This is a genomic window from Paracoccus gahaiensis, from assembly GCF_005048225.1.
Taxonomy (GTDB): Bacteria; Pseudomonadota; Alphaproteobacteria; order Rhodobacterales; family Rhodobacteraceae; genus Paracoccus; species Paracoccus gahaiensis.
Genome location: NZ_SUNI01000001.1, coordinates 272,991 through 287,422 on the forward strand (window position 1 = coordinate 272,991; position 14,432 = coordinate 287,422).

General features: G+C 68.3%; 13 protein-coding genes and 1 tRNA gene. 10 read left to right on the forward strand and 4 right to left on the reverse strand.

Annotated elements, in window-relative coordinates:
- Positions 1-240: 240 nt before the first annotated feature.
- The 4 genes from FA743_RS01350 to FA743_RS01365 all read left to right on the forward strand — a co-directional run bounded on the left by FA743_RS01350 (position 241) and on the right by FA743_RS01365 (position 4,644).
- Complete coding sequence (locus tag FA743_RS01350; RefSeq protein ID WP_169308730.1) at positions 241-1,884, forward strand: L,D-transpeptidase family protein; 1,644 nt, start codon at positions 241-243, stop codon at positions 1,882-1,884.
- Between the two features lie 55 nt (positions 1,885-1,939).
- On the forward strand, positions 1,940-3,040 hold the full coding sequence (gene lpxD / locus FA743_RS01355) for a UDP-3-O-(3-hydroxymyristoyl)glucosamine N-acyltransferase (protein ID WP_136884086.1): 1,101 nt from the start codon (positions 1,940-1,942) through the stop codon (positions 3,038-3,040).
- Positions 3,041-3,052: 12 nt separating this feature from the next.
- The gene (locus FA743_RS01360; protein ID WP_131574523.1) at positions 3,053-3,319 is read left to right on the forward strand and encodes an acyl carrier protein; all 267 of its coding nucleotides are present in this window, start codon (positions 3,053-3,055) and stop codon (positions 3,317-3,319) included.
- Positions 3,320-3,435: 116 nt separating this feature from the next.
- Positions 3,436-4,644 carry a beta-ketoacyl-[acyl-carrier-protein] synthase family protein gene (locus tag FA743_RS01365; protein WP_136884397.1) on the forward strand — a complete coding sequence of 403 codons (1,209 nt, stop codon included), beginning with the start codon at positions 3,436-3,438 and terminating at the stop codon, positions 4,642-4,644.
- A 93-nt stretch (positions 4,645-4,737) separates the two neighbouring features.
- On the opposite strand, the gene FA743_RS01370 is transcribed toward FA743_RS01365, so the two are convergent.
- Positions 4,738-5,589, reverse strand: a complete 852-nt coding sequence (locus tag FA743_RS01370) for an invasion associated locus B family protein (RefSeq protein WP_246054770.1) — start codon at positions 5,587-5,589, stop codon at positions 4,738-4,740.
- Between the two features lie 470 nt (positions 5,590-6,059).
- On the opposite strand from FA743_RS01370, the gene FA743_RS01375 reads away from it, so the two are divergent.
- Positions 6,060-7,619 (forward strand): helicase HerA-like domain-containing protein, encoded by a 1,560-nt coding sequence (locus tag FA743_RS01375; RefSeq protein ID WP_136884087.1) that lies wholly within the window; start codon positions 6,060-6,062, stop codon positions 7,617-7,619.
- 3 nt (positions 7,620-7,622) lie between these two features.
- Here the strand turns inward: FA743_RS01375 and FA743_RS01380 are convergent, their stop codons facing one another.
- Positions 7,623-7,970, reverse strand: coding sequence for a DUF6477 family protein (locus tag FA743_RS01380; protein ID WP_246054771.1), 348 nt, complete (start codon positions 7,968-7,970; stop codon positions 7,623-7,625).
- Positions 7,971-8,186: 216 nt separating this feature from the next.
- On the opposite strand from FA743_RS01380, the gene FA743_RS01385 reads away from it, so the two are divergent.
- Complete coding sequence (locus tag FA743_RS01385; RefSeq protein ID WP_136884088.1) at positions 8,187-9,335, forward strand: DUF6456 domain-containing protein; 1,149 nt, start codon at positions 8,187-8,189, stop codon at positions 9,333-9,335.
- 67 nt (positions 9,336-9,402) lie between these two features.
- On the opposite strand, the gene FA743_RS01390 is transcribed toward FA743_RS01385, so the two are convergent.
- On the reverse strand, positions 9,403-10,896 hold the full coding sequence (locus tag FA743_RS01390; RefSeq protein WP_136884089.1) for a catalase: 1,494 nt from the start codon (positions 10,894-10,896) through the stop codon (positions 9,403-9,405).
- 98 nt (positions 10,897-10,994) lie between these two features.
- On the opposite strand from FA743_RS01390, the gene FA743_RS01395 reads away from it, so the two are divergent.
- Positions 10,995-11,912, forward strand: a complete 918-nt coding sequence (locus tag FA743_RS01395) for a LysR substrate-binding domain-containing protein (RefSeq protein WP_136884090.1) — start codon at positions 10,995-10,997, stop codon at positions 11,910-11,912.
- A 47-nt stretch (positions 11,913-11,959) separates the two neighbouring features.
- On the opposite strand, the gene FA743_RS01400 is transcribed toward FA743_RS01395, so the two are convergent.
- The gene (locus tag FA743_RS01400; RefSeq protein ID WP_136884091.1) at positions 11,960-12,508 is read right to left on the reverse strand and encodes a peroxiredoxin; all 549 of its coding nucleotides are present in this window, start codon (positions 12,506-12,508) and stop codon (positions 11,960-11,962) included.
- A 222-nt stretch (positions 12,509-12,730) separates the two neighbouring features.
- On the opposite strand from FA743_RS01400, the gene lipA reads away from it, so the two are divergent.
- The 3 genes from lipA to FA743_RS01415 all read left to right on the forward strand — a co-directional run bounded on the left by lipA (position 12,731) and on the right by FA743_RS01415 (position 14,430).
- Positions 12,731-13,681 (forward strand): lipoyl synthase, encoded by a 951-nt coding sequence (gene lipA / locus FA743_RS01405; RefSeq protein ID WP_136884092.1) that lies wholly within the window; start codon positions 12,731-12,733, stop codon positions 13,679-13,681.
- A 119-nt stretch (positions 13,682-13,800) separates the two neighbouring features.
- A tRNA-Leu gene (locus FA743_RS01410) sits at positions 13,801-13,884 on the forward strand.
- A 114-nt stretch (positions 13,885-13,998) separates the two neighbouring features.
- Entirely contained in the window at positions 13,999-14,430 is a 432-nt protein-coding gene (locus tag FA743_RS01415) for an ElaB/YgaM/YqjD family protein (protein WP_136884093.1), read from the forward strand.
- The last annotated feature ends 2 nt before the right edge of the window (positions 14,431-14,432 follow it).

A 14,432-nucleotide genomic window follows, 5' to 3' on the forward strand; every position in this document is an offset into this window, starting at 1 on the left:
ATCCCCGACTGGTTAACATTATGTCAAAACATAGTGTGCCATGAAACGGATTCTGCCCATCTGCGGTTGAAGTCCGTGCATTTCGGCAGAAACTTGCCGACTGGCCTGAATGTTGCAATTGAGAAACTTTGAAGTTGCATTTCGGCAACGACCGGGTTTCGCCAGCGGGATCAGCGCGCTGGCCGATGGCAGGTCTGGCCGGGATATGGAAGAACGGGAATAGATATGGAGAGACGGGGCATGACCGCGACAGGCTGGGCAGGCGTTCTGGGGCTGGCAGTGGGCCTGATGGGTGCAGGTTCCGGACACGTGCATGCGCAGGATTCCGCCGGTTCCCTGAGCGTGGCGGCAGCGCCACGGCTGCATTTCACCCCCCAGCAGATGGCCCTGGCTCTTGCGGTCGCCGATGATGCGGATCTGGCGGCCTTCTATGGCGGCAACGGGTTGCAGCCGGTCTTTCTGGGACCCGAGGGCGCGGCCCGGCGGCAGGCTCTGCGCGACGCCATCGCGGCCATGCCCGACCACGGCATCCCCGCCAGCCGCTATCCCCTGCCGCCCTCGACTGCCCCCGTCGCGGGGATGGAGGCCGAACTGGCCCATGCGCGCCAGGCGGCACGGCTGCTGCGCGACTTGACCCGCGGGGTGCTGACCCCCGCTAGCGTCGATCCCGAGATCAAGCGGGAGCCCGGTCCCAGCCCGGTGCCCGCGCTGCTGGCCGCGTTCCACGCTGCCGCCGATCCCGGCGCGGTGCTGGAGGGGGCCGCGCCGGACCTGCCCGCCTACCGTGCCCTGCAGGCCGCGCTGCAGACACGCGCCGATCTGACCGTGCCCGCCGATCTGCCGCGCATTCCCGACGGGCTATGGCGTCCCGGAGGGCAGGGGGCCGGGGTCGCGCCGCTCCGCGCGCGGCTGGCGTGGATCGGCTTTGCGGCACCAGGCGCGGATCCCGACCTCTACGACGCGGCGCTGTCCGAGGCTGTGGCGGCGTACCAGCGCGCGGCCGGGCTGCCCGATGACGGCATCGCCGGGCCGCGCACGATCGCCCGGCTGAATGGCGAGGACGCATCTGGCCCCGATGCCCGTCAGCGCGCGATCACCGTCGCGCTGGAGCGGTTGCGCTGGATGGGGGCCGAGGATCTGCAGGCCCGCCATGTCTGGGTGAACATCCCTGAATTCTCGACCACGATCCGGCAGGGCGGGGCCGAGGTCTTTCGCACCCGCAGCGTCATGGGCAAGGACACGCCCGAGATGCGCACGCCCGAATTCTCGGACATGATGGCCAATGTGGTCGTCAATCCCAGCTGGAACGTGCCGCGATCCATCACCGTGCGGGATTACCTGCCCAAGCTGCAGGCCAATCGCCATGCTGTGTCCCATCTGGACGTGCTGGACGGGTCGGGCCGGGTGCTGGCGCGCGACGGGATCGACTTCTCGCAATACACGGCGGCGACGTTCCCGTTCCGCCTTCGCCAGAAGCCGAGCGATGACAATGCCTTGGGTATCGTGAAGTTCATCTTCCCCAACCAATGGAACATCTACCTGCACGACACGCCCTCCAAGCATCTGTTCGGCAACCGCGTCCGGGCGGAGTCGAACGGCTGCATCCGCATCGGCGATCCGGTCGATCTGGCCCATGCGCTGCTGTCCGTGCAGTCCGACGATCCGGCGGCGGTCTTCGGCCGGGCGCTGGACAGCGGGCGCGAGACCTGGCTGACGCTGCGCCCCGCCGTGCCGGTGCATCTGGTCTATTTCACTGCCTGGCCGGGCCCGGACGGGCAGATCCGGCTGTTCGCCGACATCTATGCCCGCGACGCCCGCATCTGGACCGCGCTTCAGGCAGAGGGCTTCGGCACGGGCGGGGATGTGATCGCCGAGGCGCGCTAGGCACTGGAAGCGCCGGGGCAAACAGGCTAAGTCCCGCGGACGAAAGGGGGGCATCATGGCCGTCACGATGGCAGAACTGGCGCAGGCCCTGGATACCCGGCTGTGGGGCGACGGATCGATCCGGGTGACCGGCGCCGCCGAGCCGGCCTCTGTCGCGCCGGTGGGCCCCGAGGGCGGTCTGCTGGCCATGGCCATGTCCCCGAAATACGCAGACCACCTGCAGCCCGGCAGCATCGCCATCCTGGCCGAGGGCATGGCCCCCGAAACATACGGGCTGGTGGCCGCGATCTTCGCGCCGCGCCCGCGTCTGGTCATGGCCGGGCTGACCCGGGCCTTCGATCCGGGCCCCGACATCGCGGCGGGCATCCATCTGACGGCGGTGATCGACGACAGCGCAATGATCGGCGACGGCGCGGCCATCGGCCCCTTCGTCGTGATCGGCGCCGGCGTCATCATCGGTGACGGCGCCCGGATCGGCGCGCATGTCAGCATCGGACGGGGCGCCCGGATCGGCGCCTTGGCCCTGATCCATGCAGGCGTGCGCATCGGCCATGACGTGATTGCGGGCGACCGGCTGATCGTGCAGCCCGGCGCGGTGATCGGCGGCGACGGCTTTTCCTTCGTCACGCCCGAGGAATCAGGCATCGAGGAAATCCGCCGCACCCTGGGCGCCCGCGGCGAGGTCAAGGCGCAGCACTGGACCCGCATCCATTCGCTCGGCGCGGTCCATCTGGGCCATGACGTCGAGATCGGCGCCAACACCACCATCGACCGGGGCACGATCCGGGCCACGCAGATCGGCGACGGCACCAAGATCGACAATCTGGTGCAGGTGGCCCATAACGTCACCGTCGGGCGCGACTGCCTGCTCTGCAGCCAGGTCGGCATCGCCGGATCGTCGCGGATCGGCGACAGGGTCGTGCTGGCCGGCCAGGTCGGCGTGAACGACAACATCACCATCGGCGACGATGTGATCGCGGGCGGATCGTCCAAGATCTTCACGCGGGTGCCGGCAGGCCGGGTGATCCTGGGCAATCCGGCGGTCAAGATGGAGACGCAGCTGGAGATCCAGAAGGCCGTCCGCCGTCTTCCGCGTGTCGCACAACAGTTGTCCAAGCTTCAGGAAACCGTGACACGCCTGTTGGACAAGGGCTGAACAGGAGGCGACATGACAGACCATATCAGACAGCGCATCCGCGCGATCATCGCGGAACAGGCCATGCTGGATCCCGATCAGGTCACCGACGAGGCGACCCCGCAGGATCTGGGAATCGACAGCCTGGGCCTGGTCGAATCGATCTTTGCCATCGAGGAGGAATTCGACATCTCGGTGCCGTTCAACGCGAACGAGCCCGAGAAATCCGAATTCGACATCTCGAACATGGGCACGATCATCGCGGCGGTCGAGCGGCTGGTGGCGGACAAGGCCGGATGAGCCGAGTGCCGACGCAGACCCCGCCCATCCCCGCCGTGGTGGACGAGGCGCTGATCGATGCGGGACGGGCCGCGCCGGCGGTGCAGCCCTCGGGCGATCTGTCCGGGCGGGGCGGCTTGCGGCGCGTGGTCATCACCGGGGCGGGCACGATCAACGCGCTTGGGCATGATGTCGAGACGACGATGCAGGCCTTCCGCGAGGGGCGCTGCGGCATCACCCAGCTGGAATTCCGCGATGTGGAGCGGTTGTCGATCCAGATCGGCGGTCAGGTCCATGCCTGGACGCCCGAGACCTATTTCAACCGCCAGCAGATCCTGCTCTATGACAAGTTCACCCAGTTCACGTTGCTGGCCGCCAAGCAGGCGGTCGCCCAATCAGGGCTGCATTTCGAAGGCGCGCTCGGGCTGCGCGCCGGGGTCGTCCTTGGCACCGCCGGCGGCGGACTGAACACCTGGGACGAGAATTACCGCGCCGTCTATGAAGAGGGCAAGAACCGCGTCCATCCCTTCGTGGTGCCCAAGCTGATGAACAATGCCGCCGCCTCTCATGTCAGCATGGAGTTCGGCTTGCGCGGCCCCGCGTTCACGGTGGCCACGGCCTGCGCCAGTTCCAACCATGCGATGGGTCTGGCCTTCCAGATGGTGCGCTCCGGTGCGGCCGAGGTGATGCTGTCGGGCGGGTCCGAGGCGATGCTGTGCTTTGGCGGCGTGAAGGCCTGGGAAGGGTTGCGCGTCATGTCCAAGGATGCCTGCCGCCCCTTCAGCGCCAACCGCAACGGCATGGTGCAGGGCGAGGGCGCCGGCGTCTTTGTCTTCGAGGAATACGACCATGCCCGCGCGCGCGGCGCCGAGATCCTGGCCGAGGTGGTGGGCTTCGCCATGTCCTCGGACGCGCAGGACATCGTCATGCCCTCGGCCCAGGGGGCCGAACGCGCGATCACCGGGGCCATGGTCGACGCGGGCCTGAACCGCGAGGATATCGGCTATATCAACGCGCATGGCACCGGCACGGCGGCCAATGACAAGACCGAATGCGCCGCCGTGGCCCATGCCTTCGGCCATCACGCGGACCGGCTGATGATCAGTTCGACGAAGTCGATGCATGGCCACCTGATCGGCGGCACCGGCGCGGTCGAGCTTCTGGCCTGCATCATGGCGCTGCGCGACGGGGTGATCGCCCCGACGATCGGCTATCAGGAGCCCGATCCCGAATGCGCGCTGGACGTGGTCCCGAACGAGGCGCGCGAGGCCAAGGTCGATGCCGTCCTGTCCAACGCCTTCGCCTTCGGCGGGCTGAATGCGGTCATCGCGCTGCGCCGCGTCTGAGATCGCCTGACGTCTGATCCCGTCCCCCGACATGACAACGCCGCGCCCCTTGCAGGGCACGGCGTTTCGCTTGGGCGCGTCAGATGGCCGGGATCACTCGGCCGGTGCGTCCTCTGCCGGAGCGTCCTCTGCCGGGGCAGCGTCGGTCGGGGCAGCGTCGGTCGGGGCCGCGTTGGCCGGAGCCTCGGGGGCCGGTTCGGCGGCATAGGCGGTCAGCTCGTCGAAGGCGGCGGTGAAGCCGGCCAGCGACATGGACAGCTGCACCGGCTCGGCCGGATCGCCGCCGAAGGGCAGCAGCTGCACATTGGCGATGCGACCGCCCTTCATGCCGGCCAGTTCCTCGGGCGTGAAGCCCAAACGCGCGACGCAGCCCACCGGGGCGCAGAAGCTGAACGGATAGCCGCGCATCTCGCCCGCATCGACCTGAAAGCCCAGGCCCTCGATCAGGTCGGTCTCCAGCGGCGCGACCAGCGTCGCGCCGGCGGCCACATTGCCGTTGGACAGCGGCACCAAGGTCAGTTCGGCCACGGCATTGTCGTCCGCGTCGGTCAAGAGCTTGTACATCTCACAGGGGTCCTTACCCTGGCCTGCGCGGATGCAGCGGATCGTCCAGTCGCCATGCTCGGATCTGGCGTAATAGCTGCCCGGGCCCTCGGGATCGGGCGCCGTGCCGGCAGCCGCGCCGTCGGCGGCCTGTTCCGAGGGGGTGGGCATCGCAGTCCCGGGGGCCGCATCAGATTCTGCCGGGGCATCGGGGGTGTCGGCAGGGGCTGGGCTGGCGGCTGGAGCGAGCGGCGACTCGATCGTGGGAGCCTCGCTGGCGGGCGCTTCCGCGGCAGGGGCCTCGGGGGCGGGCGCGATCGGGCTGGTGGCATCCTGGGCGAAGGCCGGGCCGGCAATCAGCGCCAAAGCAGCCAGCAGCGCCTGCGACGATTTGATGGACATGAATCTTTCTTCCTTTTGCTCAGCGCATTGTGGCCGATCTAGCACGGTCGGAAAACCTTGTCAGGCCCCCGCCACATCGCGCGCCGTCACCTTGGCTTGAGCCCGCGCCCGCATCCCGGCCCCGCGCAAGGTTTCGCCGAAAGGGCCCCGGGGCCCGGACATGCGAAAGGCCGCAGCTTTCACCACGGCCCCCGACGCGTTGCGTAAGTCTCCCTGCCGGACGGGCCGGTCATCATTGCAGCGGACAGTAGTCGCGCCGCCGTGATCCGTCAACGGGGAAGACAGTCCGTCCCCCGGTCTGAAAAAAGGCCGCACCCGGGGGTGCGGCCAGTCCAACAGGGAGGAATGTCCGAAGGCACGGCAGGTGTTCCGGACAGGTTCAACCTTGCCATGAAGCCGTTAAGATAGTCTTTTCGGAACGCGCGTTGCCTGCTGCGCGGCGCATTATTTTTCTAAGAAAGGGGCAGCCGATGGCCATGGTCCTTGATCCCGAGGCGGGTCGCATCATCGTCGGCGGTGCGGGCGAGGGTTCCGCCCTGCCAGAGGCGCTGCTGCTGCGGCTGGCCAATCGCCACGGGCTGATCGCGGGCGCCACCGGCACCGGCAAGACCGTGACCCTGCAGACCCTGGCCGAAAGCCTGTCGCTGGCCGGGGTGCCGGTCTTTCTGTCGGATGTGAAGGGCGATCTGGCCGGGCTGGCGCGCCCGGGCTCCGATCAGGGCAAGCTGCACGGCGCGTTCCAGGCGCGGGCCGCGAGGATCGGCGTCGATCTGGATTATCAAGCCTTCCCGGTGACCTTCTGGGATGTCTGGGGCGCCGAGGGCCATCCGGTCCGCACCACCCCGGCCGAGATGGGGCCGCTGCTGCTGTCGCGCCTGCTGGGCCTGACCGCCGTGCAGGAGGGGGTGATGACCATCGCCTTCCGCCTGGCCGACGAGCAGGGGCTGCCGCTTCTGGACCTGAAGGACCTGCAGGCGATGCTGGTCTGGGTGGGCCAGAACGCCCGCGACCTGTCGCTGCGCTATGGCAATGTCGGCACCTCCAGCGTCGGCGCGATCCAGCGCGCGCTGCTGGTGCTGGAAGGCGAGGGCGGCGACCGCCTGTTCGGAGAGCCGGCGCTGGATCTGGCCGACCTGCTGCGGCAGGACGATCAGGGGCGGGGGGTGATCAACATCCTGGCGGCGGACCGGCTGATGTCCGCGCCGCGCCTCTATGCGACCTTCCTGCTGTGGCTTCTGTCCGAACTCTTCGAGCAGCTGCCCGAGGTGGGCGATCCCGACCGCCCGCGGCTCGCGTTCTTCTTCGACGAGGCGCATCTGCTGTTCGACGACGCCCCCAAGGCGCTGGTCGACAAGATCGAGCAGGTGGCCCGGCTGATCCGCTCCAAGGGCGTCAGCATCTGGTTCGTCAGCCAGTCCCCCGCCGACATTCCCGAGGATGTGCTGGGCCAGCTGGGCAATCGCGTGCAGCACGGGTTGCGGGCCTTCACCGCCAAGGATCAGGCGGCGCTGCGCGCGGCGGCGCAGAACTATCGCCCGAACCCGGATTTCGACATCGCCGAGGCGATCCAGACGGTGGGCACCGGCGAGGCCGTGACCTCGTTCCTGCAGGCGAAGGGAGAGCCGGGGATCGCGCAGCGCACGCTGATCCGCCCGCCCTTCAGCCAGCTCGGCCCGATCACCGAGGACGAGCGCGCGACGATCGTGGCGGCCTCGCCCCTGGGGGCAACATACGCCACCACGCTGGACCGCCACTCGGCCCATGAGATGCTGGCGCAGCGCACCGCCGAGGCGGCGGCGCCGGCAGATGAGGATCTGTTCCGGATGCCCGCCCCCAGCCCCGCTCCAACCGCCAGCCGGGGCCGCCCCTATCAGGCGCCCGAGGCGCCCGAGAAACCCGCGCCGCGCGGCCGGTCCGACAGCATCGCGCAGGCCTTTGGCAAGAGCCTCGCGCGGCAACTGGGCACCCGGACCGGGCAGGCGCTGATCCGGGGCGTCCTGGGCTCGCTGACGGGCAGGCGTCGGCGCTGAGGCTCAGCGCGCGGCGACGGCCGGGCAGGGCGGGGTGGCGGCGACGGCGGCGCGCATCTCGGCCAGAATGGCGATCATCAGTGCGACATGGCGCCTGAGATCGTAGCCGGCGGCCCGCGTCACCCGCAGGTCGTTCTGCAGATCCTCCTCGGCGCGCAGGCGCGGCAGCACCGCGCCGGGGGCCGGGCAGGTCTCCGAGCGCAGCAGCCGCGCCAGATCCCGGTCGCGCCGCCAGGACGCCTGACCCTCGCGGGCGGCGCGGATCAGCATCGCGGGACGACGCAGCCCGTGCAGCGACGGGCGGGGGCGGAAGACGATCACGTTCGACATTGCGGTCATGGGCGCGGTCATGGGCCTGTCCTTCAGTTTTGCTCGCGATGCAGCTTCACACAACTTTCAGCTGTGTTGCCGAATCGCCCGTCGCAGCGCGCGGTCGCGCAAAGATTCTTTAGGAATTGTTAGGGAATGTTGCGGCTATGTGCAGAGACATCCTGTTCGGCACAGAACGCCATACAACCCAGGGTTGCCCTTCCAGCCTGGCAGCCCGAGGACGACAAGGGACCTGACATGACCATATCCACCGGTGATTTCGCACCCTGCCCGGATGTCGCGGCGCCGCTTTCCGGGACCGGCCAAGGCAAGCACGCGCCCTGCGACATGACCGAGGATGCCCGCCTCTACCTGCGCCATGTCGAACAGGGCGTGCCCATCCGGGCGCTGGCCCGCGAATCCGGCTGTCATGCCTCGACCATCCTGCGCCGCGTCCGTCGGTTCGAGGCGCGGCGCGACGATCCGCTGGTCGATGCCGCCCTGACCCCCCGGCCCCCGCGCAACAGCGCCCAGGACGACCGGCAGGCGCTGCGGGTGCTGCGGCGGCTGGCCGAGCCGGGTGCGGCGATGGCCTCGGCGCCCGGCATGGACAAGGCCATCGTGACCCGCAACGACATCCGTACCGCCGTGCTGGACCGCGCCCTGGCCGAGGGCATGGCGCTAAAGGGCTGGGTCGTGCAGACCCGGACGGGCGGGCGGCTGCAGCGCTATGTCATCGCCCCGGCGGGACGCGCGGCGCTGCGCGACATGCTGCGCTCGCCCCGCCAGCGCAATGCGGTCCCGGGCCCGGCGGCCTTCGCGGATGCCGAACGGGTCGGTCCCGAACCGGCAGCCCTGCCGCCCGGCATGGCCGAAGCGCAGGCCGAGTTCGCCCCCGCCGAAAGCCATCGGGTCTGGGAGGATCGGGTGATCGAGGACCCCGAGACGGGGCGGCGCCGCCATGCCCGGGTCAACATCGCGGAAAGCCCGCTTCTGGTGCTGGCCCGGCGGCGCGATACGGACGGGCAGCCCTTCCTGAGTGCGGAGCTGGTCTCGGCAGGCGAGCGGCTGCGCGAGGATTTCGAGCTGGCGCAGATCGGGCCCCGGGTCACGCAGAACTGGGACGGCTTCATGACGGCGGGAATCGACGTGTCGCGGGGCGGTGCAGGATTTTGCGGCGGATCCGAGAAGGCCCGCGACCGCGTGGCGCTGGCCCTGCGCGATCTGGGACCGGGGCTGGGCGACATCGTGCTGCGGGTCTGCTGCTTTCTGGAGGGCATCGAGATGACAGAGCGGCGCTTCGGCTGGTCGGCCCGCTCGGGCAAGATCGTGCTGCGCCTGGCCCTGATGCGGCTGGAGCGGCATTATCTGGAAACCTACGGCAAGGGCCGTCCGCTGATCGGCTGAACGAACAGGGGGCGCCCCGTGGGGCGCCCCTTTTAAACCGACACTCGTGAAACAGGTCACGCGGCGGTTATTCCGCCGCGTGACGGTGGCGTTCTGCCATCTCGGCGCGGGCCTGACGGATGCCCGCCCCATAGGCCGGGCTGATCGCGTCGAAATGCGCCAGCGCGACATCCAGGATGCGCTCGTCGGACACCCCCTCCATCGCGGCGGCGAGGTTCTTGTACAGGCGCTCGCGCTCCTCCTCGGTCAGCACCGTGTCATGCAGCGCGCGGACCTGCGTATAGTCGTCCATCTGCTGCTGGTGCGGATGGCGCCCGGCCTCGCCCGAGATCCGCAGCGGCGGCTCTGCGAAGGACGGATCCTCGACGGCGCCACCGAAGCTGTTCGGCTCGTAATAGGCGTCCGAACTGCCCGACTTGTGGCCGAAGAAGTTCATCGACCCGTCCTTGTGATAGTGATGCACCGGGGATTTCGCGGCGTTCACCGGCAGATGCTCGTAATGCGTGCCCAAGCGATAGCGATGCGCGTCGGCATAGCTGAAGACGCGGGCCTGCAGCATCTTGTCGGGCGAATAGCCGATGCCGCGCACCTTGTTCGACGGGCTGAAGGCAGCCTGTTCGATCTGCGCGAAATAGTTGTCGGCATTGCGGTTCAACTCGACCTCGCCGACCTCGATCAGCGGATAGTCGGAATGCGGCCAGACCTTGGTCAGGTCGAACGGATCATAGGGGGTCTTTTCCGCGTCCAGTTCGGGCATGACCTGAACCATCATCTTCCAGCGCGGGAACTGGCCGTCCTCGATCTTGCCGAACAAGGCCTCCTGATACCCCTCGCGGTTGTGGCCGATGATCTCGGCGGCCTCGCCATTGGTGAAATGGCGGTGGCCCTGCTGGGTCTTGAAGTGGAACTTGACCCAGAAGCGCTCGCCCGCGGCATTCCACAGCGAATAGGTGTGGCTGCCATAGCCGTTCATGAAGGTCGGGTCCTGCGGAATGCCGCGATCCGACATCAGGATCGTCACCTGGTGCAGCGATTCGGGCTGCTGGCCCCAGAAATCCCACATGGCGGTCGGGCTGCGCATGTTGGTGCGCGGGTGACGCTTCTGCGTGTGGATGAAGTCGGGAAACTTCAGCGGGTCGCGGACGAAGAAGACGGGCGTGTTGTTGCCCACCATGTCCCAGTTGCCCTCGTCGGTGTAGAACTTCAGCGAGAAGCCCCGCACGTCGCGCTCATGGTCGGCCGCCCCGGCCTCGCCGGCCACGGTCGAGAAGCGCGCCAGCATGTCGGTCGTCTTGCCGACCTGCGAGAAGATCGAGGCGCAGCTGTACTGGCTGATGTCGTTGGTGACGGTGAAGGTCCCGAAGGCGCCCCAGCCCTTGGCGTGGACGACACGCTCGGGGATGCGCTCGCGGTTCTGGTGGGCCAGCTTTTCCAGCAGCTGGTAATCCTGCATCAGCAGCGGGCCGCGCACACCGGCCGTTTCGCTGTTCTGGTTCGAGGCGATGGGTGCGCCTGCGGTGGTGGTCATGCGCGGGCGGCCGGACGGATCGTTCTGGCTCATGAGAGGCTCCCTTGTGGTTGAATTCATTGGTTGCACCATGACCCATCCGGGCGATAAACAGAAATCGGTAATTCTGCTTGAACCGATCAGGTCCCCTTATGAACATCACCCTGCGCCAGCTGCGCTATTTCCTGGCCTTGGCCGATGCCGCGCATTTCACCCGCGCGGCCGAGGCGATCCATGTCAGCCAGCCCGCGCTGTCCATGCAGATTCGCGCGCTGGAGGATGTGGTGGGCGCCACGCTGGTCGAGCGGACCTCCTCGGGCGTCGTGCTGACCCCGCAGGGCCGGGCGCTGCAGGCCCATGCACTGCGGGTGCTGCAGGCGATGACCGATCTGGAACAGGGGCTGCGGCGCCCGGGGCAGGGCGGCCGGCTGATGCTGGGGATGATCCCCACGGTCGCGCCCTATCTGCTGCCCGAGGCGCTGCCCGTCCTGCGCGCCCGCGACATCGGCCGCGACCTGCATCTGCGCGAGGCCCAGACCGAGCGCCTGCTGGAGGAACTGGCGCAGGGCCGGCTGGATGCCATCGTCGTGGCCAGCCCCCCCGAGGATGCCCGGGTCGAGGCGGTCACGCTGTTCACCGACCATTTCCTGTTGGCGGGCAGCGCTTCGCGGGTGGCCGACCTGCATGCCCGCGCCGTGGCCCCGGGCGCGCTGGATCCGGGCCAGCTGCTGCTGCTGGACGAGGGGCATTGCCTGGGCGATCAGGCGCTGGAGGTCTGCGGGCTGAACCGGCGCAGCGCCCGGCTGGATCTGGGCGCGGCCTCGCTGGCGACGCTGTGCCGTCTGGCGGCGCAGGGGATGGGGCTGACCTTCCTGCCCGAGATCGCGCGGCGTCAGGAACTGGCGGCCGCCCCCGGCCTGACCGCGATCCGCTTCGCCGAGCCGCAACCCGCGCGGCAGGTGATGCTGATGCGCCGTGCCTCGACCCCGGCGCAGGGATGGTTCGACGATCTGGCGCAGGTCCTGCGGGCGGCGGCGCAGCCGCTGCTGGGGGGCGATCCGCAGGCATGACAAAGGGGCCGCGACAGTGGCGGCCCCTTCGCTTCAGGCAGGCGGTCTCAGGCGGGTTCGGACACCCGAGCGGTCTGCAGCCAAGCCAGCACCGCCTCGGGCGCGGTGGCGCCATAAGGATCCTCGTCGCAATCGTCGCAGCGGCCCGGCTCTTCGAACCAGGCCTCGACCACGCCGTCGTCGATGACGGCGGCATAGCGCCAGCTGCGCGGGCCGAAGCCCAGATTGTCCTTGCGCACCAGCATGCCGACGCGGTCGGTGAACTCGGCCGAGCCGTCGGGGATGACGGTGACGTTCTGCAGGTTCTGCGCCTTGGCCCATTGGTTCATGACGAAGCTGTCATTGACCGACAGGCAATAGATCGCGTCGATCCCCAGATCCTGCATCTGGCCGAAGGATTTCTCGAAGCCGGGCAGCTGATAGGTCGAGCAGGTGGGCGTGAAGGCGCCGGGCAGCGAGAACAGCACCACGCGCTTGCCGGCGAAGTAATCGGCGGTGGTCATGTCCTGCCAGCGGAAGGGATTGGGCCCGTCCAGCGCGGCGTCGCGGATGCGGGTGCGGAAGGTGACGTCGGGCAGTTTCGATCCGGGTGTCATCGGGGCTCCTGTCTGTAGGGGCATCGGCGGCGCGATGCGAAGGCTCCTCCCTTCGGGAAAAAGATAATGCCGCAGCGCGGCGACGGCAATGCCGCAGCTGCGCGATCGGGGCCGATCGGGGACCTTGCATGGCAGCCATGTTAGGCACGCCCCGGCCATGCGTTGCCAACTGGATGGAAACAGCCTATTTCTGCAGGAACCGCGACCGAAAGGACCACGACCTTGCGCGACCTCACCATCCCAGATCAGCGTCACCCGGAAAAGGCGCACCGTCCCGACCAGGCCCAGCCCAAGAAGCCGGACTGGATCCGGGTCAAGGCGCCGACCTCGGCGGGCTACAAGGCGACGCGCGATCTCTTGCGCGAGAACCGCCTGTCCACCGTCTGCGAGGAAGCGGGCTGCCCCAATGTCGGCGAATGCTGGAGCCAGGGCCACGCCACCATGATGATCATGGGCGAGATCTGCACGCGCGGCTGCACCTTCTGCAACGTCGCCACCGGCAAGCCCACATCGCTGGACGCGTTCGAGCCGGGCCGCGTGGCCCATGCGGTCGCCAAGCTGGGACTGAACCATGTCGTCATCACCAGCGTCGACCGCGACGATCTGGACGATGGCGGGGCGGATCACTTCGCCCAGACCATCCGCGCGATCCGCCACCGGTCGCCCGCGTCCACCATCGAGGTGCTGACGCCCGACTTCCTGAAATCGAAGCCCGGCGCGCTGGAGACGGTGGTCGAGGCGCGGCCCGATGTCTTCAACCACAACCTGGAAACGGTGCCGGGCCTCTATCCCTCGGTCCGGCCCGGTGCGCGCTATTTCCATTCGCTGCGCATCCTGCAGCGGATCAAGGAGCTGGACCCGACGATGTTCACCAAGTCGGGGATCATGGTGGGCTTGGGCGAGGATCGGCAGGGCGTTCTGCAGGTCATGGACGACATGCGCGCCGCCGATATCGACTTCATCACCATCGGCCAGTATCTGCAGCCCAGCCCCAAGCATCACCGCGTCGACCGCTTCGTGACCCCCGAGGAATTCGCGGGCTACGAGAAGGCCGCCTATGGCAAGGGCTTCCTGATGGTCTCGGCCACGCCGCTGACGCGGTCGTCCTATCATGCGGGCGACGATTTCGCGCGGCTGCGCGACGCGCGGCTGGCGAAACTGGGCCGGGCCTGACGCGGGTCGTGCGCAACGGGGCAGGGGCTCCACATCTGTCTTGCAAATCCCTGCGGCGGGAATTACGCGTCGTCGGGTGATCCGCAGGGATCCCGCCGGAAGGGCGCTCGGGCAAGGCCGGGGGCGTGGCGGAATGGTAGACGCGACGGATTCAAAATCCGTTTCAGCAATGAGTGCCGGTTCGAGTCCGGCCGCCCCTACCACGCCCTTCCTTCTTTCCGATTCATGCAAAGATTTTCGTCGCCTGCGGGAACAATCCGACGCATGCCATTGTTTGTGTGACGAAGGTGACAAGACACCTATGAAAGGACAAGACCATGGCACAGAACCCGACCCTCGACGACGCCAAGCGCGACGCTCAGACCGCAACCAACGAGGCCAAGCGCGACCTGAAGGACGGCGCCCGCCGCGTGGCCGACGATGTGCGCGAGACCGCGAACGACCTGACCAACAATTCCGGCGCCGAGCGCCTGAAGGACCGTGGTGCAGCCTTGGCCGACGACGCCAAGGAAACCGGCCGCCAGTATGTCGAGCGCGCCCGTGAAACCAGCGCCGAATATGCCGAGAAGGCCCGTGCCGAGGCCGAGCGCCTGTACGAAGCCGGCCAGGAGAAGGCCCATGAGGTCGCGCATTACGCCGAAGAGCGTTATGACGAAGTGTCCGAAATGGTCCGTCGCAACCCGGCTCAGGCCTTGGGCATCGCGGCCGGTGTCGGCTTCCTCGTCGGCCTGCTGATGTCGCGTCGCTGAGG